23 protein-coding genes are annotated in these 25,099 nt (G+C 65.0%); 3 read left to right on the top strand and 20 right to left on the bottom strand.

The features are described 5' to 3' along the window. Positions 1 to 95: 95 nt before the first annotated feature. Both MJQ72_RS18770 and MJQ72_RS18765 read left to right on the top strand, forming a co-directional pair. Positions 96 to 1,247, top strand: coding sequence for a cytochrome P450 (locus MJQ72_RS18770; RefSeq protein ID WP_240600657.1), 1,152 nt, complete (start codon positions 96 to 98; stop codon positions 1,245 to 1,247). Next, complete coding sequence (locus tag MJQ72_RS18765) at positions 1,244 to 3,037, top strand: fatty acyl-AMP ligase (RefSeq protein WP_240600656.1); 1,794 nt, start codon at positions 1,244 to 1,246, stop codon at positions 3,035 to 3,037. Before MJQ72_RS18770 ends, MJQ72_RS18765 begins: the two co-directional genes overlap by 4 nt. A 46-nt stretch (positions 3,038 to 3,083) precedes the next feature. On the opposite strand, the gene MJQ72_RS18760 is transcribed toward MJQ72_RS18765, so the two are convergent. From MJQ72_RS18760 to MJQ72_RS18680, 17 genes are all read right to left on the bottom strand, one after another. After that, on the bottom strand, positions 3,084 to 3,842 hold the full coding sequence (locus MJQ72_RS18760; protein ID WP_240600655.1) for an SDR family oxidoreductase: 759 nt from the start codon (positions 3,840 to 3,842) through the stop codon (positions 3,084 to 3,086). 633 nt (positions 3,843 to 4,475) lie between these two features. Continuing rightward, positions 4,476 to 5,621: an AMP-binding protein gene (locus tag MJQ72_RS18755; RefSeq protein ID WP_240600654.1), complete on the bottom strand. Its 1,146-nt coding sequence runs from the start codon at positions 5,619 to 5,621 to the stop codon at positions 4,476 to 4,478. Between the two features lie 1,986 nt (positions 5,622 to 7,607). Beyond that, a complete protein-coding gene (locus MJQ72_RS18750; RefSeq protein ID WP_240600653.1) occupies positions 7,608 to 7,886 on the bottom strand; it encodes a hypothetical protein in 279 nt (92 codons plus the stop codon). A gap of 47 nt (positions 7,887 to 7,933) precedes the next feature. After that, positions 7,934 to 10,627, bottom strand: a complete 2,694-nt coding sequence (locus MJQ72_RS18745; RefSeq protein ID WP_240600652.1) for a LysM peptidoglycan-binding domain-containing protein — start codon at positions 10,625 to 10,627, stop codon at positions 7,934 to 7,936. A 10-nt stretch (positions 10,628 to 10,637) separates the two neighbouring features. Then, complete coding sequence (locus MJQ72_RS18740; RefSeq protein WP_240600651.1) at positions 10,638 to 11,042, bottom strand: pilus assembly protein TadG-related protein; 405 nt, start codon at positions 11,040 to 11,042, stop codon at positions 10,638 to 10,640. Beyond that, on the bottom strand, positions 11,039 to 11,428 hold the full coding sequence (locus tag MJQ72_RS18735) for a hypothetical protein (protein ID WP_240600650.1): 390 nt from the start codon (positions 11,426 to 11,428) through the stop codon (positions 11,039 to 11,041). Before MJQ72_RS18735 ends, MJQ72_RS18740 begins: the two co-directional genes overlap by 4 nt. A 20-nt stretch (positions 11,429 to 11,448) precedes the next feature. Continuing rightward, positions 11,449 to 11,844, bottom strand: a complete 396-nt coding sequence (locus MJQ72_RS18730; protein ID WP_240600649.1) for a hypothetical protein — start codon at positions 11,842 to 11,844, stop codon at positions 11,449 to 11,451. Further along, positions 11,841 to 12,059 (bottom strand): hypothetical protein, encoded by a 219-nt coding sequence (locus MJQ72_RS18725; RefSeq protein ID WP_240600648.1) that lies wholly within the window; start codon positions 12,057 to 12,059, stop codon positions 11,841 to 11,843. Before MJQ72_RS18725 ends, MJQ72_RS18730 begins: the two co-directional genes overlap by 4 nt. Positions 12,060 to 12,074: 15 nt before the next feature. Next, positions 12,075 to 12,941 carry a type II secretion system protein gene (locus tag MJQ72_RS18720; protein WP_240600647.1) on the bottom strand — a complete coding sequence of 289 codons (867 nt, stop codon included), beginning with the start codon at positions 12,939 to 12,941 and terminating at the stop codon, positions 12,075 to 12,077. Then, positions 12,938 to 13,804 (bottom strand): type II secretion system F family protein, encoded by an 867-nt coding sequence (locus tag MJQ72_RS18715; protein ID WP_240600646.1) that lies wholly within the window; start codon positions 13,802 to 13,804, stop codon positions 12,938 to 12,940. Before MJQ72_RS18715 ends, MJQ72_RS18720 begins: the two co-directional genes overlap by 4 nt. Continuing rightward, the gene (locus MJQ72_RS18710; protein WP_240600645.1) at positions 13,797 to 15,137 is read right to left on the bottom strand and encodes a CpaF family protein; all 1,341 of its coding nucleotides are present in this window, start codon (positions 15,135 to 15,137) and stop codon (positions 13,797 to 13,799) included. Before MJQ72_RS18710 ends, MJQ72_RS18715 begins: the two co-directional genes overlap by 8 nt. Further along, the gene (locus tag MJQ72_RS18705; protein WP_240600644.1) at positions 15,127 to 15,894 is read right to left on the bottom strand and encodes a hypothetical protein; all 768 of its coding nucleotides are present in this window, start codon (positions 15,892 to 15,894) and stop codon (positions 15,127 to 15,129) included. Before MJQ72_RS18705 ends, MJQ72_RS18710 begins: the two co-directional genes overlap by 11 nt. A gap of 136 nt (positions 15,895 to 16,030) precedes the next feature. After that, positions 16,031 to 16,597 (bottom strand): flagellar biosynthesis protein FlgA, encoded by a 567-nt coding sequence (locus tag MJQ72_RS18700; RefSeq protein ID WP_240600643.1) that lies wholly within the window; start codon positions 16,595 to 16,597, stop codon positions 16,031 to 16,033. A gap of 67 nt (positions 16,598 to 16,664) precedes the next feature. Next, on the bottom strand, positions 16,665 to 17,324 hold the full coding sequence (locus MJQ72_RS18695; protein ID WP_240600642.1) for a hypothetical protein: 660 nt from the start codon (positions 17,322 to 17,324) through the stop codon (positions 16,665 to 16,667). Positions 17,325 to 17,536: 212 nt separating this feature from the next. Next, entirely contained in the window at positions 17,537 to 18,100 is a 564-nt protein-coding gene (locus MJQ72_RS18690; protein ID WP_240600641.1) for a hypothetical protein, read from the bottom strand. Further along, positions 18,097 to 18,741: a hypothetical protein gene (locus MJQ72_RS18685; RefSeq protein ID WP_240600640.1), complete on the bottom strand. Its 645-nt coding sequence runs from the start codon at positions 18,739 to 18,741 to the stop codon at positions 18,097 to 18,099. The genes MJQ72_RS18690 and MJQ72_RS18685 overlap by 4 nt, the downstream gene beginning before the upstream one ends. Continuing rightward, the gene (locus MJQ72_RS18680) at positions 18,738 to 18,905 is read right to left on the bottom strand and encodes a hypothetical protein (RefSeq protein ID WP_240600639.1); all 168 of its coding nucleotides are present in this window, start codon (positions 18,903 to 18,905) and stop codon (positions 18,738 to 18,740) included. The genes MJQ72_RS18685 and MJQ72_RS18680 overlap by 4 nt, the downstream gene beginning before the upstream one ends. A gap of 290 nt (positions 18,906 to 19,195) precedes the next feature. On the opposite strand from MJQ72_RS18680, the gene MJQ72_RS18675 reads away from it, so the two are divergent. After that, the gene (locus MJQ72_RS18675; protein WP_240600638.1) at positions 19,196 to 19,579 is read left to right on the top strand and encodes a helix-turn-helix domain-containing protein; all 384 of its coding nucleotides are present in this window, start codon (positions 19,196 to 19,198) and stop codon (positions 19,577 to 19,579) included. Here the strand turns inward: MJQ72_RS18675 and MJQ72_RS18670 are convergent. From MJQ72_RS18670 to MJQ72_RS18660, 3 genes are all read right to left on the bottom strand, one after another. Continuing rightward, positions 19,576 to 22,248 carry an MFS transporter gene (locus MJQ72_RS18670; RefSeq protein ID WP_240600637.1) on the bottom strand — a complete coding sequence of 891 codons (2,673 nt, stop codon included), beginning with the start codon at positions 22,246 to 22,248 and terminating at the stop codon, positions 19,576 to 19,578. The genes MJQ72_RS18675 and MJQ72_RS18670 overlap by 4 nt on opposite strands. Positions 22,249 to 22,455: 207 nt before the next feature. Then, positions 22,456 to 23,253, bottom strand: coding sequence for a class I SAM-dependent methyltransferase (locus tag MJQ72_RS18665; RefSeq protein WP_240600636.1), 798 nt, complete (start codon positions 23,251 to 23,253; stop codon positions 22,456 to 22,458). A 17-nt stretch (positions 23,254 to 23,270) separates the two neighbouring features. Next, positions 23,271 to 24,629 (bottom strand): helix-turn-helix transcriptional regulator, encoded by a 1,359-nt coding sequence (locus MJQ72_RS18660; protein WP_240600635.1) that lies wholly within the window; start codon positions 24,627 to 24,629, stop codon positions 23,271 to 23,273. Positions 24,630 to 25,099 lie beyond the last annotated feature (470 nt).

The following is a 25,099-nucleotide window of genomic DNA, read 5'->3' as shown; positions in this document are numbered from 1 at the left end:
TTCGCATGCGCACCCCCGTGCTGTTCAATCCGGCGGACCCGGCGTTCGTCGCGAACCCGTATCCCTTTTACCGGCGGCTTCGCGAAGAAGACCCGGTGTACCACGACGCGTCGCTGGGAGGGTGGTGGCTCACCGGTTTCGCCGAGGTCTCGAGCCTGATGGGCGATCCGAGGCTGATCCACCCGCCGATGAGCACGACCGGGCATCTTCGGCCCGATCACGGCCATGAGTCCAGTGTCGAGAACCTGGGCAGGGTTCTCAACGCCATGATGCTTGTCTCGAATCCACCTAAGCACACCAGGCTGCGCAGAGTCTTCAGTCACGTCTTCGGGCAGGACAGCGTCACGACCTTCCGCCCTCAGCTCGCCGCGATCGCGGACGAGGTCCTGGAGGGTCTGAACGCCAGGCGTCAGGTGGACCTGGTCGGCGACTTCGCGTTTCCGATGGCGACGGCGGCCATCATGGGATTCCTCGGCCTCGCCGCGGACGACCGTGACACGATCGCCACTGTCATGCCCGGCATGCTCGCGATCATCTACGAGCCGAGCCACAGCCCAAACCAGGAAAACGCGGCCCAGAAGTACAACGCCAACCTGCTGTGGCTCACCGAGTACGTGACAGACCTGGTCGACACCCGACGCCACAGCCCGTCGGCCGACAAACTGTCACAATTGATCGCCGAAGCCGACACCGACAGCCGCATCAGCGACGAAGATCTCATCGTCAACATCGCGCTGGTCTTCCTCACCGCGATCCCAAAAATCGCCTACTACCTGGGCAACGCGATGTTCACGCTGCTCAACCATCCGCAAAACCTGCGAGACCTGATAGATGGCCGATGTCCGGCAGCAGGTGCGGCCGAAGAGCTCCTTCGCTTCGAGTCCCCCGTGCAGATCGCCGTTCCACAACTGATCGCCGAGGACATCTCGTTGAACGGACACACCCTCAATCGCGGGGACCTGGTCCATTTGGTACTGGGTGCCGCCAACCGGGACCCAGCGCGCTTCCCCGATCCCGACGTGCTCGATCTGCACCGGCCGCCGAACCATCACCTGGGATTCGGAGTCGGGTTGCACAACTGCCTCGGCGCCGCTCTCGCGCGCGAGCAAGGCCAGGAGATCATTCCCCGCTTCGTTCGGCGATTTCCCGGGATTCACCTCGATCACGCCTCGCCGGAACCCCAATTCCGCGCCGTCTCGCACGTCCGCAGTCTCACGACCCTGCCTGCTGTCCTGGAGCACACATGAGGAAGTCGGTGCCAATGGAAAGTCCACTGCCGGCGAGCTCCGTACCGTCGCCCACCCAGCGTTCGTCATCCTGCCTGGACTCGTTTCGGGCCCTGTACGAGCAGGATCCGCGCCGTACGCTGTTCACCTTCGTCGATGACTCCGGCCGGAACGCGGACTCGATGACAGTCGCGCAGTTGCGGCGTGCGGGCGAGGGCGTCGCCGAGAATCTCGCGGCCTGGGGACTGTCAGCAGGTGATCGGGTACTACTGGTCTACCCGCCGTCGCTGGAGTTCGTGCAAGCACTGCTGGGTTGCCTGATGGCGGGCGTCATCGCCGCGCCGGCGTATCCCCCTGATCCGTTGCGCCCGGGCACCGGAGTCACCCGGCTCGGCGGAATCATCGACGCCACCGGCGCGAAAGCGGTGTTGACCGGTAAAAGCTACAACCGGATCCGCCGGATCGGCTCGATGGCACGGCGGTGGAAGCCCGCAGAGCACGTGCCCTGGTACGTAACCGATGAGTCGGCCTCAAGCTCCCCGGTCACCTGGCACGAGCCCGCGAGCGCGGACGAGGTGGCGCTCCTTCAGTACACGTCGGGCTCGACAAGTTCGCCGCGTGGCGTGATGATCACCCATGGAAACCTCACCGCGGAAATCGGGCACAATCGCCGCGACCTCGGGTTGAACCAGGACACTGTCACTGTCTCGTGGGTCCCTCAGTACCACGACATGGGCCTGATCAGCGTCATCCTGAGCACGTTGGCCGGCCACGGTCATACCTACCTGCTCTCCCCCTTGACCTTTCTCGGCGCGCCCGAGCTATGGGGCACGGTGATGTCACGAGTGCGAGCGACGCACACCTGCGCACCGAACTTCGCCTACGAACTACTGGTTCGCCGCACGACACCGGAGATGCGGCGAAAATGGGATCTCAGCTCGCTCAAAGTAGCGTTGTGGTCCGCCGAGCCTGTCCGACCGGCCAGCGTGGACCGGTTCCTGGCCGCTTTCCGAGACTCCGGCTTTCCTCCCGAAGCGATCTATGGCGCCTTTGGGCTGGCCGAGAACACCGTTACCGTGACGATGGGCGGACGGGACCGCCTGGCGGTGGACCGGTACTCCCTGGCCGAAAACCGCGCCATTCCGGTCGACCCCGATATCGGCAGGCCGGTCACCACGTATTTCAGCAGCGGACGGGTCACCAAGCCAGGCTCGAGCGTGCGGATCGTCGATCCGGAGACACGGCTGCCCTGTTCGGCGGAAACGATAGGTGAGATCTGGGTCGATTCGGATACAAAAGCCGCAGGCTACTACGGGCTGCCAGAGGAATCCGAGCACTACTTCCACGCCCGGATCGACGGCGAAGACCGAGAATATCTTCGCACAGGTGATACCGGCTTCTTCCACTCCGACAACCTCTATGTCACCGGCAGGCTGAAAGACCTCATCATCATCAATGGCCGGAACGTGCACCCTGCAGACCTCGAAGACAGCGTACGCACCGCGCATCCGCTCATCCGTCCCGGCGGTATCGCCGCCTTTGGTGTTCCTGCGGACGAACTGGACGTGGTGGCCGGTGAAAAAGTAGTGCTGTTCGTGGAGATCCGGGGGAAGAAACTGGTGGTCGACCAGGCCACCGAACTGGCCAGAGTGGTTCGACGCCGCCTGTTCGAGGATCATCAGATCCCCTGTTCCACAGTCGTAATCGGACACCAAGGACTAGTGCGGAAGACGACGAGCGGCAAGATCCGACGTAACGCATGCCGAGAAGACTTTCTCGCCGGTCCGGTCAAGAATGCACACGTGGTGTGAATGTCACGTTCAGTCCGACAGCGGACTGAACGTGACATTCACCTATTCACGCGCCCAGGAGCACACCACCCGTCGCATCGATGCACTGCCCGGTGATCCACCTGGCATCGTCGGAGGCGACGAACGCCACGATGTCGGCGATGTCGGCCGGTTGCCCGATACGGTCGAAAACAGACTGCCCGGCCGCAGCCTTGGCCATCTCCGGAATGCTCAGCCAACCGGCGTTGACGTCGGTGTCGGTGTACCCCGGCGCCACCGCGTTCACGGTGATCCCCCGAGTCCCCAACGCTTGCGCGAGCGTGTGAGTGAACGTGTTCACCGCACCCTTGGTCATCGAATACGCGATCACACCGGGTAGTGCGGTGCGTGTCCCCCCGGTCGATATGTTGATGATCCGACCGTTGTCCCGCAGCCGATCGAGCCCCTGCTGGACAATGAAGAACGGCGCCTTGACATTGACCGCGAAAACGGTGTCGAACTGATCCGGCGTCACTTCCGATATATCAGCGAACGCGACAGTGGCGGCGTTATTGACAAGGACATCCAGCCCCGGTTCCGCTCCTGTTTCCGCGAGCGCGGCATCGAACTCATCCCACAACCGCTCCACATCACCGGGTGAACCGAAGAGCGCATGCACGAGAAACGCCCGGCCGCCCGCTTGTTCGATTTCCCGTATCGCCGACTTCGCCGCACCCTCGTCCCGCCCATAGTGTACGCCGACCAGCATTCCGTCCGCAGCCAGCCGAAGCGCGATAGCGCGACCGATACCGCGGCTCGCACCTGTCACCAACGCCGTCTTTCCCATAAGAATCCCTTTCGCCTAGAATTTCCACCTGACACAGTCAGGTATCAGACGTCGCCAACTGCCCGACACGAACACAATGCCGACAGTAATCACCCGATCGGCAACTCGCGGCTTTCCACCGCGCCGCACGCGTCTTCCCTGACCAACATCCACATGCGACAGGCCATGATGGATACCTACTCCACCTGATTCTAGAGAATGGCAGGCGTTCGGGGAAGAGTGTCACGAGGACACTGATGCTCATTTCCATCACGGGCGCCGTTCCCACGACCCCGTTCCGATCACCATGCACTGTTAGCTTGCCCACCTGGAGATCATCAAAATAATGGCGTCACGTCGTTGCAGGAAGAACTCTTGACAGCCACGATGGCAGGCGCCGAGGCCGGCCGCGGCGGCGGACTTGTCGACCGACAAAACACGAATGCGTGCCCGTCGCCGCTCCTCGCCAGGACGCCGATGACCGCGACACACCCCGTTATGTCCGGTGCAGGTTCAACACGCTCGCGATCTCCTGGGGTTAGATTTCACCGGCCAGGGGCGGTACCGTCGCACCGTCAAATAGATGGCCTCGGGCGGACCAGTTGACCCCATTACACCCCCGTCGGCCCGCTGCCGCGCCGTGGACACATGGGCTCACAGAGCCGCTTCCGTTCCGGCCACCCTGGCAAATGGCCTTGCCTCGGTGCCGCAGTATTCGATCAGTTTGGGACCGAACCAGTCGATCATTCTCTCTTTGACCGAGACAGGACAGGCCACGGCTCCGTGGACGACGTGCAGGAGGCTGGAGACGTCGTACCGGCAGCGACACTCTCGCGGCAGCTTGAGCATACGGACGAACATCGTAGGCACAAACTGCGCATGTGTCACTCGATGACGTTCTATCGCGCCGAGTACACCCTGGGCGTCGAATCGATCCATGACGATGACGGTGCCACCATTGCGAATGGTGGCGAGTGCCCACGACAACGGTGCCACGTGATGAAGAGGACCTGGATTGAGGTAACGAGTCGTCACATCCAAACCGAACTTCGCAGCCAACAGGTGGTCGAGTGGCAAGCCGGCGCCGAAAGGAACCTCGGACACCTCCGGCGGGCTTCCTTTGGGGAAGCCGGAGGTGACAAAGGAGTAGGTCACGTATTGCCCTTCGACCTCGTCCTCAACCGGAGCATCGGGGCAGCCTGCGAGTGAGTACTCCAGGCGGGCATCCAGGAAGACATCCGACATCCCGGTCGCGCCCACCGCCATCCGGTGCCGCAAGGCGGGACCGGTGATTCTTGCCGCGACATGTTTCAGCCCTGCGGAGTAGACGAGGACACGAGCGTCGCAATTCCTCACTATGTACGCTGCTTCAACAGCCGTAAGGCGACAACTCACCAAGGTATAGCGAAGTCCGGTGCGTTGTGCGGCCCACAGCAACGGGAACAGTTCAAGCTGGTTTGCCATGAAAAGAGCAACGGAGTCGCCAAGCCCGAGACCAAGGGCACGAAAGAGATGTGCGCAGCGGTTCGACCGCACTTCCAGCTCTCGATACGAGAGCATGTCCCCATCGGGCCACATCACAATGGCAGGCTTTTCGTTGAGCTGGTCAGCCAATTTCGTCAGGTGCACCTGAATCACCGCACTTATAGCAACGTCGTGAGACTGAGTCGCTGCGCAGTCGTCGGGGGCATCCTGATGGCTCGACTCAGTCTTCCGCGCCGGGAGCATTACGGTGATCGCGAACCGTGATACTGTATTGGAGATAGTACCACTGCCCAAAAAGGGCTCGTTCACGTTCACCGTATTGTTACGATAAGGTGGATGGACGTGTCGACCGGCTTAGCGGGGTACATTAGGGCAACGGAATTGCCCTAAAGCTCCAGCTGCCCATCGTCACCACGGTTTCGGGAAACCGATGCGTCGAATGTTCGTCGCCGATGACCATGCACCTGAGTGCATCACCTGGCGGTGCTATGACCGCGATGGTCGAGGGGCATCGCCGAACCGTTCACGTCCCGGACAAGTACCGCGCTTGACCAGGGAGAACGGCGTGCCGCCTACCGCCATGATGTCCCCTCCCCATAGGCAGTCGCGACCACATGACAGCCGAGGAGGGTGCCCTAACCGTCCAGAGTGCCTGCCCCTTTGGGCACATACAAGTCCAGGCCTCCGCATAATCTGACTTCGAACATCGCGACCCCAAGCAACTCGACGTTCAGCGAATGAGCCCGCGTCTTCTCCGACCCGCAGATCTGCGCCATGATCGTTGCTTGCCCCGCATTCGATGCGTCCATCATCGAGACCGAGGTAGGCCATGACTTGAACTCTTGTGGCATCGTCAGAAAATGTTGCGACACGCCCCGTACCATGCCCGCGTGCACGAACCAGGCGATGACGAATTTGGGCGATTGGTTCAGCCGACCGAATTCCTCGAACTGACCGGTTCACGTGGCGTCGACGCGGACTAGAGCGATGCTCTTGCCCGTGGATGTAATCCACGGGCTTACCTGCTGATCGAACGTGCTGATTCGGAACCTGAGGTCCGCACCAACCTGGTGGTCGACATGGGGACAATCCCGACACGAAAGCCACTGATCCACATACGGCGACAGTGTTCGAATCCGCGCTGCGGTCACGCAGAGCTAGCGAGACTGGTCCCTCACCCACCGAACTCGTCAATGTTCGATATGCTGTTGCCCTCGCCCAAGCGAGTTGATCCCGAGTACGGCAACGCCGTCACGTCCACCAACAGCTCATCTCCGTGCAGGCGAGTTGTCCTGTGAACGCAGCCTAAGGACCGAAGCCGTTGACAAGTCTCCCCGCTCAGGCGGGGCTGGCCCCTGGCCTTAGTTCGGCTCGAACGATGCGAACCCGTCGTCCCCGCCCAGCCGGGGTTGGTCCCCACGGGTAGGCGGTGGCCTGGTTGCCCAGGTACGTTGCTCCCGCAAACAGCGCAGCCCTGATCACTGCTCAGCGCTCGGTTCCGCCGGCGGGCGGTAAGGATGGCCGCGCCGATGCTGACGATCTCGGCAGCGGCCTGCGAGGTATCGATGCCCAGCGCCAGAAGAGCCGCCCGCCGGGCATCGCAAACCAGGTTGGCCACCACATGAGGCTGGCGGCGAAGCGGATAGCACCGGATCTGCTCCCACAGGTGCCCGGTGACCGAGGTATGCACATGCGTGTTCACCTCGGTCACTGACACGCCGCCGCCAGTGACACCACGGCGAACCCCGGAGGCGCCGATTGCGGCTCGACTTGCGCGGACAACCCGCCGACGACGGCGGTCAGCACGAGACCGGTGGCGACGTTCTCAGCGCCGGAACGAGCTGCGCGACGCAGGAGCGCGTGTACCTCGTCGTGACGCGCCTAGTCGCGGCCCGACAGGGTCTCCTCTAAGAGGGTGTGTCGGCACATCGGCCAGTGCTGGATCGCCCCCAGGCGCGCAGAGCCGCCTCGAATCGTGAGAGGGGCTATTGGCCGGCGAGCTGCCACTGGAGCGCGGTGAGCGGGCACGAATTGAGCGGCGAGACGGTCGGACAGCGCCTCGCCGCCCGCGATCCTCGTAGACATCGTCACCGTTGCCTGATCGATCAACTATTCATAGAGGTCGCCTCGTCGCATTTGACAAGGTCCATGGTCTTCATGGTGCAGATGCACACGCGCCGATCGAAGGTGCCTCCACACCAGTATCAGCGTCCAGCGGAGGAGAATCGCTGGCAGAAGTCCACCTATCCCGGCCGCAAGGGACTTTCCGCGCTAGAGCCGGAAAGTCCCTTGTACAAGCCTTTAGCACCAACCGACGTTCCACCGGTCGATCTGGTACGACATGCCACCGCCCCAGAGCGTTGCCCAGATCCTCTGACCACCGAAGTCGAGTACGTCATACAGGCCCTGCCCCTTGTTGACGAACCGAAGGATTACACCGTGGTACCACAGCGGCACGTTGTCCTGGACGATGCACTGATAGAGCTCCTCGCGCGGCGAGGCCGAAGCTTGGGCCTCACTGACTCCCAAGACGGCCGCAAAGGCGAAGCCAATGGGCAGAATCTTTGTTGCGACAGACATGTTCTCTCCTAAAGGTTTCTCGCCTTCGAGGGAAGGCAAGACCATGCCTATCGCGACGTATTCGGGTGAGTGCAACGTAAATCCCTGGTGAGTCTGCCTTCACCAGGGCCCACCAGGGTGTCCACGAGCGCGGCGGTTTCCTCGTCGAGGTCGACATCGAGTGCGGCCGCGAGGTCAGCCAACTTCTCGGCGGTGGCCTTCACCGCGACGAGGTTTCCGGCCCGGTACTCCACGCGGAGAAGGTCTCGATAGAGGAGCTCGCTGACGGGTTCGGCGAGGAGACCGCGCAAGATCGCGCGACGGGCCGCTGGCAGATCGCCGTCCTGTTGGCAGATTTCGGCCAGGGCGTGGGCGACGTCGACGATGGCGTCGATCATTTCTCGCTGGTGCCACGAGTTCCAGGCGTAGCGGCCGGGCCCGATGTTGCTGAAGGGCATGCCGGTGACGAGTTCCAGTGCGGCTTCAAGTCGAGCCCGCCGATCTGACGCGTCATGGTTCAGTCCGGAGCCGGCGAGCTGCCGGAACCGATGCCAATCGCTGTTCATCGACTTCGACAGGCGGTAGCCGCCTCCGTTGGCCTCGACGTTCGGGAGGTAGAGGTCGCCGTTCTCGTCGTGGCCGAGCCAGGTCCGCAACCGGGAGATATAGCCCTGCCGCGTCGCCGCGGACCAGGGGCGAGTGTCCGTTCCGAGCTGCCGCGAGATTTCGTCGGCGGTCGCGCCGGGATGGAGTAGCAGGAACGCGGCGAGTTCGGTGAGCCGGTTGATCTTCTTGCCCTCGACCTTCATCGGGTCGACTTTGTGCAGCCCAACCGGCCCGAGCAGTCTCAGCTCGGGCCCCGTAGCCGACTGCGGTACGAAGGGAACATCCGGGGACTCAACCGCAGGTACCTGCTCGGCGTTGGCCTCGGCAGCGAGCGTCGCGATGAGCTCTTCCGCCTGGTCGACGGTCAGACGCTGGGGCTCGACTTCGATGCCGAGTTCGTCGATCGACGTGGATTTCCCGGAAACATCCAGCCGCCAGGCACCCGAGACCGACGTGCTGGTAGCGACCACAGCGGCAAGGCACTCATGCTCCAAGTCGAGCGGTTCAGTGGACAGGATGACGCCCGCTCGGGCCGGGTCTGCTGCAGAAAACTCGTCCACCGACGTGAAGTGGCGGAAGCGATCAGGGTTGTGTGCAGCGGTGGAACGACCGAAGCCGACCAAGGTCACGGGCACGGACTCGGACCAAGCTGACGTCGCCAGTTCCCACGCCATGGCCAACAAGACAGGCTCGACTTCTTCCGTGGTTCCGTCGAGCGCGATCGTGCCGATCTCAGCGAGGTTGACCATGACAAGGTCACGGCGAGTGTCGTGGCCGAGGGTGACAAGAGCTGGGTACGGCGCTGGAACCACGTCAAGCTCCTCGGCATCCAGTGAATCGGCGAAGGCTTCGCTGTATCCCTGCGGATACAGGACTACACCTCGGCTACCCACCACGGCAGACCGAACCGTCGGCAGTGAGGTGCCCTCTTCTCGGGCACGTCGGGCGAGACTGCGCAACACGACGTCAAGAGCCTCCGCAGTGGCAGGTTCTTCGGCTTTCCTGAGTGCGGTCTCCAGATCCGTGGACGGTGGACGGCGGATTCGCTGCCCAGGCCGACGACGTCGTTGCACGAGCATCCTGTGCCGGGCGAAGGTCGCCAGAATGCCGGCGGCAAGTAGTCCTCCAAGCCCAACGGCGACCAGGGGTAACACGCTGTCGGGAGCGACCTCGGCGGGCGCCGGAGCAGGGATTGGTGCCGGTACTCGCTCCGGCAGAGGCGAACTCGGTTCCGGTGACCGGGCAGCTGGTGGCGCAGGCTCTGGCCCACAACCAGGTGAAACGACCGGAGCAGGAACAGCAGCAGTCCCAGATGCTGCTCCCCCGCCGTGTGCCGGCGTGGCCGCACCAGGAAGCCGAAGGACATCGCCGGGATGAATCCGGTCCGGGTCGTTCAGGATCCGGCCTCCTGGCAGCGGGCGACCTCGGTTGAGCTCGAAGATCTCGACGTACCGGGCAGCCGAGCCGAGGCGCGTCTGAGCGATCGCCGTCAGCGTGTCGCCCTCCTTGACAACGATCTCGACACAGCGATCTTCGGCAGGCAGCTCAAGGCGCCAACCAGGCTTGATCAAGCCAACGCTTCGGAGAGCCTCTCCATCGGCCTGACGCCGCCCCTGGTTCAGGGCGAAGATCTCCTCGTAGCGGTTCTCGTCCCCGAGCTGTTCGGCCGCGATGCTCATCAGCGAGTCGCCGGGAACGACTGTGTACCCGCCTACGGGTGAAGGCTCTGCCTGCTCCGGGAGCTGGTGGCTGCTTTGTCCGGAGATCTGCGGGGCGGCGATGGAAGCCGGGGCGGCAGGTTGCGAAGCCTCGGCGGCCGTCGTACCGACTACCAGCCCGAAGAGGACTCCCGCCACGAGTCGTTGAGCCCAGCGGAATCCGGGCAGTCGCGGCGCCGCCACGCCACGTGCGAGCGCGACGCATTCAAGCACGACAGCGACAACGAGTTGCAACCAGGCGACCAGGCCAGCGACCGCCACCACGAGGAGGAACACCTGGCCGGAGTCCCGGTCGGTGATCCAGCCGGCGACTTCCCGGAGATCCGGCACGTGGTCCGGCAGGAACGCCGACTTGAACGTCCACAGGAGGAGCGGCGGACCGACGACGAGCAGGCCCAGTCCCAGGAGGCCGATGAGGAGCCGCAGGAACCTTCTCATAGCCGGGCTCCTATCCGTCGGAAACCAGATCGGCGGCACCATGACCGCGCACGGAGAACTCCGAAACACCGACGATGACGAGGAAGATCGTGCTTCTGGTGACAGCGGTGTCGACGACGATCCGATTGCCCTGCACGACAACGGTTCCGGCGACGCCCGTCGCCGCGAGGTAGCGCTCCGCTTCAGCGACGGCCTTCTGCGGATCGACGTCAGCGACCTGGCCCGAGGCAAGAGCCTGTACGCGGAGCGCCTGCCCGGCTGCACGCGCGGCCTCTTCGGCGATCGACATCGCCTCCGAATGGGCTTGGGCCTTGCGGCTGCCGTCGACCGCCCACCCGATCGCGATGATCAGGGCGATACTCAGCCCGACCAACCACACCGAGACAGACCCGCGTTCACCCTGCAAACGGATCATCGGCGTGCTCCATAGCGATCGATCGGTGACCGGAACTCCGCGGCCGCGAGTCGGGAACCCGGGATCATGAGATCGCCGAACGTGACTTCACAGCTGACGGTGGCGATCACGTAGCCGGTCTCGCCCAGCGGCTTGGCGAAGTCTCGAGCATCGACGGCGATGTTGAGCTCGGTGCAGTTCAAGCCCTGCTGAGTGATGACAGCTCGCGCCCGTGCCTCGGCGACCGACGCAGCGGCATGACCGTCACGGGCGATGGAAGCCGCACGTGCGGCGGAGCGGGCGGCCTCGTCCACCGCGGATTCTGCTGTGATTACCCGCATTCCGACGAGTGCGAGACCGAAAAGGACGATCAACGTCGACACGCCGATCACGACTTCGACGTTCACGTCGCCACGATCTCCGTACCTCATGGCGTCAGCTGTTCGATCGGCCCGGAGGCTCGCTGGCTCACGGAGAAACGCGCGAAGGGTACGAGCGAAGCAGCCTCGGCAGTGACGACCACAGTGACGTTTCGACCGTCGCTTACGGCTTCCACATCCACATTGGACAGCCAGCTTCCGGTCACCTGGCTGATGTAGCTCTCGGCGTGCTGCTCAGCGGCCACCACGTCGACGGGCGGCAGCCGCGCGACGTTGACGCCATCCCTCGCCGCCTCCAAGGCCACGTTTCGCCCCAGGAAGAGCAGAACGGCTTGCAAGACGACCCAGGTGATCAGAAGAAGTGCTCCCAGGCCGAGGATCGCTGACACGTTCTCGTCGCCGCGGTCGCCAGTCAGGTCCGCGGCGCGGCGACGGAGGTTCATTGCCCTCCGATCAACGGAAGCTTGCCGTTCACGAAGGCCGTGACCGCCCCGGCGATCGCGGTGGCCAGCACGAGACCTAGTACGGCGTAGATGGCTTTGGTGATGTTCTCGTCACCGCGCTCGGCTTCGCGCACGAACTGCACTCCGCGCTTCTGCAGGACGCATCCGATCGTGAGTACGGCGAGCTGCAGGCGGGCCACCACTGTTTTGAGCATGGGCTTCTCCTCTGTTCAGGTGCCGAGCATCGTGAAAATGCCGGGGAAGGCGAGAAAGACGATGAATGCCAGGCCCATCAAGGCGATCGGCATGTCCATCCGATCCGAACGGATCGACGAGCCGGTCTTCTGATCCGCCAGGCCTTGCTGGGCGATCGAGGCCGCTTTCGAGCGCAGGGTGTCCGCGATGCTCGCTCCGCCCTCGCTCGCGCTGGTGATGATGTGGCCGAGATCCCTGAGTTCGCGAACACCCAGCTCGCCGGCGAGGCGCTCAAGTCCTTCCCACGGCATCCGGCCGCGCAAGGACGCTTCGTTCATCGCCAGCCGGATCCGGTGGAATGCCCAGCCTTCGCCCAACGAGGCCGGGTAGCGCATCGCTTCGACCGGACCGCGGTCACCGAGACGCCCGAGAGCGACGAGGTGTGCGTAAGCGATCAGTGCGCCCTGGAACGCGGCCCGTGCTCTCTGCGCCTTAGCGCGCAGCAGAAGTCGCGGAAATGTCCAGCCGAATGCCGCCACGCACAGCGACATCGCTCCGGTTAGGAAGACCGGTGTCCCAGCACCGAGGACGGCGAGCGCGGCGCTCGTCAGCGGGACCGCCAGGGCTCCGGCGGACGCGTAGCCGATGCGGCTCAGCATGAAGGATTCGCGCGTCTGGCCGACAAGGTCGAGGTCTGTGGCCGGCGCTCTCGCTCCGCAGCGGTCGGCGAGCCGGATCATCGCTCGAAAGGCGGGATTCAGCGACGAGCTGTCCGAGACGGCTGGCGGACCGTTCAGGACATCGCTGAGCCGGAGACGTCCCGGCACGTATGCCGCGACGATCAGTGTCGTGCCGCCGGCGATCCCCAGTGCCAGCAGGATGAGTTGGCCGAGTGTGCTCATGTCCGCCGCCGAGCCCGTGCGGCAAGGAACCTGGCGGCAGGTGGCTCAAGGCCCAGCTGGCGCAGCCATACCGCGGAGGCGCCGACCAGCCCGAGCACGACGGCCAGGACAACCTGTCCGACCGGAGTGGCATAGGCCGCGGTGTACATCGAGCTACCGAAGAGAGCGATCCCCGAGAACATCGCGGCCCAGATGCCGAGCAAGACCCGCGCAGTAGATCTCCTCCGTGCCCGTTCGGATTCCGCGGTCCGGCGAGCGACGATGTCCTCGGCAACCTGGCGAGCGAGCGCACGCAACAGGACGGCGACCCCTGAGCCTTGGCGGTGTGCGACGCAGAGGCCGGCCACCGCGGCATCCCCGATCTGGTCGTCGACGTCGTCGGCGAACTCGAGCAAGGCTTCCTGCACGTCCCAGGTCCGCAGACGATGCGCCAGCGTGGTCAGCTCGCTGGCGAGACAGGCAGGCGCTTCGCGGGTCGAGCTCTGTATGGCGCTGACGAGGCCGGTGTTTCCCGCCGCCATGACATCGCTGAGACGTCGCAACCACGTTTCAAGGGCTTCCAGCCGTTCGATGCGCTGCTTGGCGATCGCACCCGCCGCGAAAAGCCACGGCAGGAAGACGATGAAGATCGTGATGGCCACCCCGGCGACCGGCCAGCCGGAGACAAGCCAGACGAGAGCACCTGCAGACAGCGCGAGCGGTCCTCGCCAACGCAAGCCACGATCTGCACGACGACGCCACCACAGCATCTTTGGCTGGAAGGCGACCTTCCGTCGCCGTCCGAATCCGAACGCCCCGGCGCCGATGAGGGCCAGGCCGCCGACGAGACCGACGCCAAGCAGAACAAGGACGAGTTCAGGCATGGGCCCACTCCCCATCGCTACCGCAGGTCAGCCAAGCCCGGTCGAACCCGGCGCGCTCGTAGTCCTCGATGTCGGTCGGCAGATTCCCGGTAGGCACAGAACGACGACCTGCAGCGCGTTGGAAGAGGTAGGTCCGCGCGGGCCGGCCGTACTCACCGGCCTCGACGGAGACGATCTCGGCAACGTAGCGATCGAGGCTGCTTCCGTCGGCGACGAGATCGACGTGCACGATGAGATCGATCGCGTGCGCGACGGTTTCCTGCGCCAGCTCGGGAGTCCATGCCGAGTTCCCCTCAAGGCATAGACGAGCCATCCGGTTGATGGCGTCCCCCGCGTTCCGCGCATGCAGCGTGGAGAGTGAGCCCGATCCGCCCGTCGACAACGCGTCGAGCATCGGGATGATCTCGCGGCCACGGACCTCACCGACGATCGTGCGTGTGATGTGCATGCGCAGCGACTGCCAGACCAAGTGCGACAGGTCGGCAACGGTGCTGCCGGACCGCTCCGAATTGCCGACCCGTTCCTCGAAGGCGACCACGGCGGGAAAGCGATCACGATGCCGGTGCAGGCCGAGCTCGAACTCGGTCTCCAGCGTCGCGAACCGTTCGTACGGAGGGATCTCCCAGCAGAGAGCTCGCAGGAGCGTCGTCTTCCCCGCCCGTTGCCTGCCGCAAACGACGATGTTCTTCTCCGCTCGCACTGCCGCGCGCAAGAGTGCGAGCTGCGCCGTCGAGATCATCCTCCGCTTGCGGAGGTCCGCCAGTCCGGTCTTGGACAGCCGGTGCCGTCGGATGGAGACGTGCGGGCGGTCGCTGACTTCGATGGTGGCAGCCAGGCGCTCGCCTCCCGGTAGTTCCATGTTCAGCAGTGGTGACGTGCTGTTGATGGAGCGCTCGGTCCGTCCGTGGCGGGCGGCCAGACGCTGCAGCCAACGAAGCAAGGCTTCATCGGTCGGTGCGATCCGGGGCGCGCGCATGACCGTTCCGTCCGCATAGGACAGCCAGACGGGCTCGTTGCCGATGATGTCGATGTTCTCGACGCCTTCGTCGGCCAGCAGCGGCTCCAGCCGTCCCAGGCCGAACATCTCCGCCATCACGGCCTGCTTGACGAACCACTCCTTGCCTGGATCAAGAAACGGCCGCCCTCGGCCAGCCCACTCCTTGATCGCAACCGAGAGCACCTCGTCGATCAGCTTTCCGGCCAACGCACGCTCGAAACCTTGTGATTCCGGCTCGCTGTGGCGTGCCATCGCTTCCTCAACCTGCTTCGCGAGGGCTTGCTGGACACGATCGACGAGTTCGTCAGCCCCGGCGAAATCCCGCTCAACCACCATGGCGATCCCCTCCCCCAGCAGACGCGGCAGGCCGTGGGATCGAAGGAGGCGGTGGCCTTCTCACGAGTTCACGTCGTGGCGCCTCGTTCCTGGCGGGCACCTGCTGAGGGATCGCCCGCCCTCGAAGCCTTCGCGACCGCGTGAAGGCTCGCTTGCCGATTTCAAACCCAAGCTTCCGGGACGTTTCAAGCAACGGCGAGACCTCGAAGCGTTTGCCTGGCCTGAACGTGTCCGTGAACTGCATGGCGGCCGAGGGGTCCCACGGCATTTCGCCGATGACCGGCAGACCGAGTTTCGCGAACTGCCTCTCGACCTCCTTGACCGGAAACCCGGCGGGAGCAGCCGCAAGAACGACCACCAAGCCGTCATCCGCTGTACCGAGGAGGCCGATCTCCTCGCGAATCAAGTCCACAGAGGACGACAGGGCTCGGAGCGAATGTCGATCGTTGCGCACTACCAGCACCGTCAGGTCGGCGTTTCCCAGAACAGCGTGCGGCATGCCGCGGGAACGGAGCCGGCCACAGTCCGCCAGGACGTCGACCGACTCCCAGGTCCGGAAAGCCAGCGCCAGTCGCTGCCATTGCAGGCTTTCCGCGATCCGGGTCGTCTGCGGCCCAGGTAGGAGAAAGTGCCGTCCGGTGCCGTCCGGCAGTGTGATCGTCTGCTGCCACAACGCCTGCGGCAACGGCATCGTCCGCGCGGCCAGCATCGCCTCGAGCATCCCTCGGTGCCCGAGGGCACCGTTCGGGTCGAACACCGCGAGCGCCTGACCGCCGGACGGATCGCATTCCGCGGCGACCGCGTGGCGCGGCCAAGCCCACGTCAAGGCCAGCGTCGCGGCCGACGTTCCCGGGCTTCCGCGCAGAGAGGTGAAAGTGATCAGCATGGTTGGCTCAACTCCCCGGCAGCAGGACGATCGCGACCGTGCCCACCGAACCCTTGGTAGCGAGCTTCGGGCCCTGGTGCTCTGCGACGACGACATCGACAACGCGGAGTCCGGTCTGATCCCGCTCCCCTACGCGAACCACCGTTCCTTGCACCGGTTCCCAGGTCTCGACGACTGTGCCGCCCTGACCCGAAGGAACGAGGAGAACGGGTTTTAACGGTTCCAACGGCGTCGCCGGGAGCTGAGTCGGCTTGACGGCGATGCCCAGTAGTTGCTCTCCGGGCCTGGGCGGGAGCTCGCCTCCGACAGCCTGCGCGGTCAGCACGCTCCCTGGCCAGAGATTCGTCGTGGCCTTCCGCCCGATGAGCTGCGACCGGTCCTTCCACAACACCGGCGTGAGACCAGGATCAGGTCGGACCTGGACCTCACGCACGGAGCTCTCGAGCACGACCTGCCCGTATCGGACCGGCGCGCCGACACCGACCGCGGCGATCGTCGTGTCGACGTTCCGATAGACGAACACCGTCCCGGTCGCGCACAACGCGGCCAGCACGAGACCCACGAGGATCAGCACCCTCGACGGTCGCCTCCGAAGCGGCCGAACCTCTGGCGCGAGCGGCGGCCTTTCAAGCTGAGCCGGGTCACTCATGGCTGCCTCCTCTGGAGTTCAGCGTGCGGATCTCGCGGACGGGCAGCTGAGCATTCGAAGTGAGATCCATTGCCTCGGAATCGGACGTCCCGCCGCCGGTCCAGCTGATCTCCCAGTGACCGGTCGCCGTGATCGAGAAGGCGCCGGACGGGGCCTTGGTCAGGTAGACGTGCCCACAGTCAGGTGACGCGAGGCCGGCGCGGTCTTCGGTGAACGGCGTACCCGGTCCAGCGCAAGCTTTCGCTGCTCCGTCGCCCATCCTCCAGGTGATGCCGGTGAGCTTGGCGGTGGCCGTCACGCTGACTGTCCCAGCGGTCGCCGTCCGGGTGACCGGGCCGGTGGTGGCCTCGCTACGCGCGCTCCACATCCACACCGGAAAGCCGATCGTTGCTCCGTGCGGCGAATCGGCGGGCGGAGCCAGCCTGATGTCGGGCGCGGAGAGTCCCATCTGGTCGATCGCCTGCCGAGCGAGTTCGGCCGGCGAAACCTGCGGGACGGGAGGGACCCCATTGGGCACGTAAGCCACCCGAGAGTCGCCGGGATATCCACCGCCGGGCCCGCCGACGCCGCAGATCATCACGACCAACCGACCCTTCGCCGCGTCCTTCCCCGCCCACATCGGGTCACCGACCGCCGGCTGGGGGATCTCCATCGGAACGCACTGCGGTGCAGGTCCGGCGCGCCTTCCGTGGCTTGCCGGGCCTGTCCCCGGCTGTCCTCCCTCGCGGCCCGGTCGGCCGGGATCCGTCGCGCCGACCCAGCAGGTCCCGCGTACCCCCGAGGATTGGCAGCCACCTGGGTCTGCCCACGCCGTCGCCGGGCTGACCGTCGCGGCCATCAGCAGAGCCGAGCCGATCGCCTTCGTCAGCATGGCTTGTCCAAGGCGGCTACGACGACCTGGACCAGCCACCGATCGTTCAGGCTGGCGTACCGGACGACCTCGGCCCGGAACTCGTACCGTCGCGGCTGGTCCGGGTTGTCGAGAACCCGCCCTTGCTCGCCCGGCTTGTCGCTGACCAGGTGGAGTCCGGTCCGATCCAGGCAGTCGGTGATCTTGATCCGCGGGTCGGCCTTGTCGAGCGACACCGCGGTCACCGCCGGGGAACGCCGGTAGTCACCCTCCATATGCGATGGCACTGAGGCCAGGTTCTGGATTTCCGCGAGGTGGCGCGTCAGCTCCGGGTCGACGAGGTACTCGCCCAGAGCTGAGCGCCAATCCTTCGACCGAGGCGCTTTCTCCGCGGCGGTGCTGACGCGCCAGTAACCTTCGTAAGCCTCGAGCGCTTTCTGCTTCGCCACGTCCTCAGCGGTCGGGCTCCAGCTTGGTGCCGGGGGTGATGAGGGCACGGTCGAGGGCGTACTTCCGCTCTCGCTGCACGCCGCCGTAGCGGCCGCGACGAGCAAGGCGATCAAGAGCTTGGATTTCATGTCACGCTCCCCTGAGGCTGATGATCACGGAACCGCTTGCCGCGGCCAGAGCCGGGCCGAGGTGTTCTGGATCGACGATCACGTCGACGACGACCGTCCCGGAAGAGTCCGGTGAACCGACTCCGGCGACCCGGGCGAAGAACGCGTTGCCCACCGGCGATGACGTGTTGCAGGGCTGTGCCTGCGGCAACGCGGACACGCAGACTTGCGCATGCGGCCAAAGGGGCTGACTCGGTCGGTGGCCGGGCTTCCACCCGCATGCCGACCAGCTGAAACCCAGGTCCCGGCACACCCTCCGGTATGAGGCTGGCCGCGGCGAGGAGCGTCCCCTTCTGCAGGCCGACGGCCGGCGCCCGGCCGACGACAGTGGCTCGGTCGGACGCTCGGACGAAGCGGACGTCGTGGTCAGGGACCAGGTCGACAGTGGCCAGGTCTGATTCGGTGAACGGCTGACTCGCGCCGACATCCCTGGCCAGCACAAGTGCGGGCACCGTCCTGTCTGTGAGGACCGCGACGAGATGGACGATGACCAGAGCGAACACCAGAGCGACGACGACCGTGGCGAGGTTGAGCCAACGCGACGAACTCTTCGACGGCGGCCCGGCCTTCCTCAAGCGTTCGGTGAAATCGGTGACGGTCATCGTCCGACCTCGGCATCCAGATCGGCGGGATCCACCTGCTTGATGACGCGCCGCCAGATCCGGCACTCGTCGCACCAGACGTACCGGCTCAACAATTCGTCGTCGTCTTCGCCTGCGGGAACCTTCGTTCGATCACCGCAGTCGAGAACGTACTCGGCTGGCATCCGGCCTCCCTCCGTGAACCTGTCTGAAGGCGAAGGCCGGCTGGAGCTGCCCGAGGCGCTTGCGAGTTCCTCGAGCGAGGGGAGGATGTCCAGCCGGCCTTCGTTTCTTTCTCCTGCGTCGCCAGGCAGTCCGTTCCTGGCAGGTCAGGAATACCGCCTTCCGGCCCGGTGAGGGCAAGGTCAACACCGGGTGAGCCTTGGCTCATCAGGGCTTTTGTCACTCGTCCGGGTGTAGGGATGAGTAGAATTGCTCGCGCGCAAGTCGTCGCGAATCGTGTTAGCTGGTCGGTATGGAGGGGTGGGAAATTCCGTACCGGCACAGCGTCCAGACCGCCTTGGATCTCTTGAGGGGCAGGTGGACCGTCGCCGTCTTGGCCGGGCTTGCCCGCGGCGAGACGCCTTTCAAGGAATTGCTGGCCTCGATCAACGACGTCGAGAAGCGCACCGACCGAGACCGCTTACTCTCGAACCGGGTGCTGAGCGACACCCTGCAGCGTGCTCGCGAGGACGGGCTCATCGAGCGGCACGCCGAATCGGGCAACTTCGCGACAGTCTCGTACGTGCTCACTCCGACGGGACGCTCGTTGCTCCGCGCCATCCGGCCGCTGGCCGAGTGGGCTCAGGGTTACCAAGCGGAACGCCACGCCGATGAAGCCGACCGCCGAGGCGCTTAATTTGCCCTGGCGGATGCCGTACGGCGAGGGTCCGGAATCAACGAGCGAACCCTGTCCCGCCCAGCGTCCTTCGCCGCGAACAGGACGTTGTCCGCCGCGACGAGCACATCGTTGAGGGCTTCGCCGGCTTCCGGATAGGAAGCTACGCCAATTGAGACACTAAGGCGCAAATCACCCAATTCGTCATCGAACCTCATTCCGCGGACTGCCTTGCAGACACGGTCCGCGATGCCGACCGAGGCCGCCGTATCAGCACTCGGCAGCAGAACGACGAACTCTTCGCCACCGAATCGTGCGGCGATGTCGTACGACCGAACGTTTTCGACGATCGCCTGTGCGATCTCGCGCAGGACTCTGTCCCCGGCGATGTGTCCGTAGGTGTCGTTCACTGACTTGAACTTGTCGACATCGATCATCAGCACACCGATCGGCGCCTCGTGGCGCCGAGCTTTGGCCACCTCGTTCTCCGCGAGGGTCTTCCACGTCTCGGCGTTGAGCAAGCCGGTCTTCCTGTCCGTCGTCGCCGCGGCTTCGAGCTGCCGAACGAGAACGCTGCGCGTCAGCACGTAGAGCGGCAGCATGACGAAGACCAGCGCGAGTGGATGCCAGACCATCAACAACGTGACCAGGACGCCGACGCACAACGTCGCGAACTCGAGGCTGTTCTCGCTCCAGCTTCCGACCAACGCTCCAACCGAGCGCCTGCCGGGCGACAACGCGATCACGCCGCCGACCAAAGCCGAGTTCACCAGCCAGTAGCAGACGACCACTACGGCAAGCCCGAGCAGTGCACCGTCGTCGACGGTTTCGAGGATCTGGACGGCGGGGAGCCAGCGCGCCATTGCGATCGCCGAACAACAGGAGACGACCACCGAGCCCGCGCTGAACACCACCCGGTAAAGGCACATGCCGGACACTCGACGCCAGCTGCGCCACCACAAGTGCCCGTAGAGGATGACCGCGGTCGCCGCCGCCAGCGCCGGCGTGACCAGCAAGGCCGCCGCGAGGGTCCATACCGAGCTCATGTTGACGTGCGGCGTATCGGAGAACCGGCGTCGCATCTGCTCGACGGCCCTGGTCACTTCCGCCGCGAGGAGACCGAGCACCACGAGGACGCCGAAACGGAAGAGATCGGATCGGCTTACCTGCGTGAATCCGTCCAGCAGAAGCGTGAGTACGACCGCGGCGATCTCGACCGCCAGCACGAAGGCGATCACCCGGCGACGCAGCGACCAGAGCTTCCACCGCGTGACATTCCAAATACGTTCCGTATCACGGGAGGCCTCGCGGACCACATTGGAGGCCCTGACCTGCATACTTGAGTCGCTTGCGTCCCCAGGCGGTCCTCCGGCGGACGCCGTCGTCGGGGTGTTCTCAGCGGGCGGGCCGTCCAGGCAGTCCGTTCGCTGGGAGGAGGGTTCATCGATGACCAACAAGGACTGGTGATCTCGCGCGTCCTCATTCGCTGAACCACGCTCGCTCCCGGCTCGCCGCCGGGAGCGAGTCAGGACCCACAGCACGCTGATTCCCGCCGCAACGCCGATCGCGACAGCGCCTGCCGCGGCAACAGCCTTGAAGGGCCCGAATTGCTGGGCGGCCACCCCGCCGCCCAGGATCGCGATGCCCTGCGAACAGTGCAGGCACGTCGACATCCGACCCATCACTCCGCCGCGACGGGCATCCGGCACCAGGTCGACGACCACGGTCTGGACCTGGATGAGAAAGGCTGTCGAAACGGCGCCGGACGCGGCCCAAAGGACGATCGAAGTGACCACTCCCGGTTCGAAGACGCAGGCGGCGAGAGGCACGCCGGCCACTACCGCGAAGAGCAGCGCGGTGAGCGGCGTAGCGGGCAGCCGAAACCGGGTCGTGAGCCAGGCGCCGATGGCGCTCCCCAGCGGGTCGGCAGCGAGCAGCAGGCCGATGCCGAAGGCGGAGATTCCCAGGGCGTGTCCGTACGGCACCGCCAAGCCCTCGGGCACGACGTAGACGCCCACCAGCAGAACCAAGGCGTAAAGCAGGACCCACGTTCGGGCAGGCGCGTGTACCGACTCCTCTTGTTCGGTGGCGGCTCGGCTGACCGATCTCGACGACACACCTTTGAGGATGATCAGGGCGCTCAGCACGAAGGTGCCCGCGTTGACCAGCATTCCGAGATGCGGCTCGATCAGCGTCAGCACGAGCCCGCCGGATCCGAACGCGACCACCTGTGCGACCTGACCGGTGAACTGCCGCAGCGCGAGCCCGGCCGGAAAGTCTTCGCGCCCGAGAACCTGCGGCAGCAACGCTGACTGCGCCGCCTTGAACGGGCCCGCCGCGGCGCTGAGCACGGCGACGCACGCCCACAGCACAGGCAGCGGCAGCCCAGGCAACGCCATCGCCGCGGCGAGGACTGCGCGAATGACGTCGGTAACGACCAGGATCGCTCGACGCGGATAGCGGTCGGCGAGGCCGGACAGCAGGAAGCCGCCGAGCACGGATGGGATGAAGGTCAAGGCGTACGTCAACGCGGTCAGCGCCGCGGACGAGGTCTCCTTGAACACCAGCAACGACAACGCGACCCGGGCGATCTGATCGCCGCCGATCGACAGCAGCTCGGCGACCCAAAGCGCCCGGAATTCCCGGTTCCGCAATGGCACGGCAAAGCCGGCACGGCGGCGCTCCGCCATATCCGTTCCCCCTACACGCACTCCCAGGCGACAACTCAGCATGCGGTCGCGCACTCGCGCTCCCGCCGGACTGACCATGCCGGGTCGTTCGTCCCTCTCCCGGAACTCACGGTATGCCCGGAGTGTCGTCAGATGACCACGATCAGCGACTTTTCGCCCGTTTGTAGTACCTGGCTACCCAAGGTGATCAACTTGTGAGTTGCCTGGTCAAAGGGGCTTTCGGGCGACGATGACGCCGCCCAGGCAGGAGATCGTGAACTCGCCGTGCCGTTCGAGGTGCCGGACGAGCAACTGCTGCGCGCGATCGATCGTCGCGTCGAAGGGCACACCGCCTTCGTCAGCCCAAGCCCGATACGAACGGAGGTGTGCGAGCACAGGTTCGGGCTCGCGGACGGTGATCACTCCGGGAAGATCGATCGAGGTGACCTGTTCGAAGTATGGATCAAGGAGGCGAGGTGCGTCTTCGAGGGCGAACCGTTCGCTGAGGGCCACTCGCCTCGGCCCGTTGGCGATGCCGAGGACGTCGCCGGCAGCCGCCGACCAGAGGTCGTCCAGCTCGACCTTGTCGCTGTGCGCGTTCGTCGAGACGAAGACAAAGCCGCCGGGAACGAGCGCACGACGGATCTCTTCGAGCGCCGCAGCCAGGTCGGCGACGTGGTACAGCATGTGGAGCGCCAGGACGACGTCGAACCGCCCGGACGCGAACGGCAGAGCCGCCGCGTCTGCTGCCACGGTCGGCGGCGGCAAGGGCGCCAGGATTCCCGGCGAGATGTCAGCTCCGATGACGAGCGCTTGCGGACGGTCACGGCGGATGCGGTCGAGGAACTTCCCATTCCCACAGCCCAGGTCGAGCACGCGCGTAGCCGAAGCCGGTAGATGTTCGAGCACGATGCCAGGCAGGTCGTAGCGCGGCTGCTGCCAGCTGTACAGCGACTGCCGTGCGGCCAGATCGGCCTCGTCCTTGTACGCGCTTCCAGCGAGCTTGGCGCGGCTCGTCGTGTCCACGCCCTCAGGTCGCGGCGTCACTTCGCGCCCACCGCAGATCCCGGCGGAAGCGCGGGCGGCGGCACGCAGAACTCCCGGATCTCGTTGCGCAGCCCCTTGGCGCGAGCCGTTGTGAGGTACTTCGTGGAGCTCAATCGATCTCCGATGTCGCGGGCCCTCTTGACGATACTGGCCGTTCGGCGCACCTGAGGCGCGGCGAGAACGGGAACCAAGTACGACTGCGTGGCATCCAGATCGCCCAAGACCATATGCGCACCAGCCAGATCGAGCCGGGCGGCGAGGATGTCTCCCGCGGAACGATCGGCTGGGGCCGCCACCTGATAGACGTCGAGCGCGAACTGCGACTTCCCGATGGCCTGTTTCGCCAGCGCCGAACTGCTCTTCAAGGTCAGCAGCGTAGTTCCGGCGTACACCGACTGCTTCGCCGCGGGAAAGGTGAAGACGCCGGAGTACTCGTCCATGGTCGCGTCGGCGCGAGCGTTCTCCGCGACATCAAGAGCGGCCAGCGTTCCTTGTTCGTCACCGCGCGCCGCACAGGCCCGCGCTTCGAGACTCGCCAGACGAGCTCCAGTCGTTCCTCGCGGCCGGAACAAAGCACCTTCCCGTGCCCGTTCGACAGCGTCCTCGAGCCGGTCGTCCCAGTAGGCGATCAGGCTTTGGAGCGCCTTGATCCAGCCGAGCATGTCCTGATGTCCGGCGAGTTTTGCGTACAGCCACGCGGTCTGTGCGTGGATGTCGGCTGCGCGGTAGTCGCCAAGGTCCAGCGACACGTGCGCCTGCAAACCGCCGAGCCTGCTCGCGTGCAAATAGAGGTCACGCAGCTGGCTCGGGATCCGATTGCTATCAAGCAGCCGGAAGACCTCTAGACGTAGCTCCCGAATCTCGCCGAAGACGTCGACCAGAGGCCGGGAGATGTACGCCGCAGCGATCCTGCGGATCTCGGAGTCGAACTGTTCGACGGCCTCGTTCGTCGTTCCCGAAGAAGCGATCATGCGCGCCACCCGCGCGGCATCGCGCGCGTCCTCGGCGATCGCCTGCCGGCTGAGCTCTGCATCTTCAACCCCTTCGGTCGATAGCGGAGAACTGCTCAAGACCGTCGCTCTCCCCAGGCGACGACGAGCCTGCTGTTCTTCCTTGGCTTCACGCCAAAGCGCGCACAGCTGTCCTGCGGCACCCAGGGCCTGATCGAGTGCCTCGACGAGGTTCTGCGAAGGAAGATTCCCACCGAGCCGCTCGGCCATGGAAACGTAGTTCCGGGTGTACCCCACCCGCTCGCCCAAGCCGGCTTGACTCAAGTCGGCCGCACTTCGGAGCCGCTTGATCTCCCCAGCAAGACGGGCGTGCGCCGTCTCGGCGGTGACACTCTCGTCGGCCATGCGCTCTCCGGCTCCGCCAGGGGGTAAATGAAGGTAAATACCAAACGTAGCGACGTTACCCCGTTACGTAACTATAGCGGTCGCGCCAGAGTGGTGACAGTCCAGGAAAACCACTCGCGTCCGGAGGTCGACAATGACGACAACCGTCTGCAAGAACTCGATGCACCGCGACTCAAGGCGCAGGCTTCCGTTCTGGTTGGCCAAATTGCGGGCCAACCGATCGCAGGATCCTGAACCCATCCAGTTGTACAGCTTGCTGACGTTTTATCTCGCCGTGCACGCGCCTCTTCCCGACACCGATCCACTCCACGGCCGATGCTCGTGCTGCGGACAGTGCTGGCCCTGCGTATCCGTCCGGCTGGCCTACCGGCTCCGAGAAGGCTTCTGAGCGAATGTCGTCCGGGAGACCGTCATGTCGATGTTCTGGTTTGTCGGCGTTGCCGTAGTCATCGGCTGCCTGACCTGTCTCA

The organism is Amycolatopsis sp. EV170708-02-1 (assembly GCF_022479115.1).
Lineage (GTDB): Bacteria > Actinomycetota > Actinomycetes > Mycobacteriales > Pseudonocardiaceae > Amycolatopsis.
This window is presented reverse-complemented; position numbering and strand designations above follow the sequence as displayed.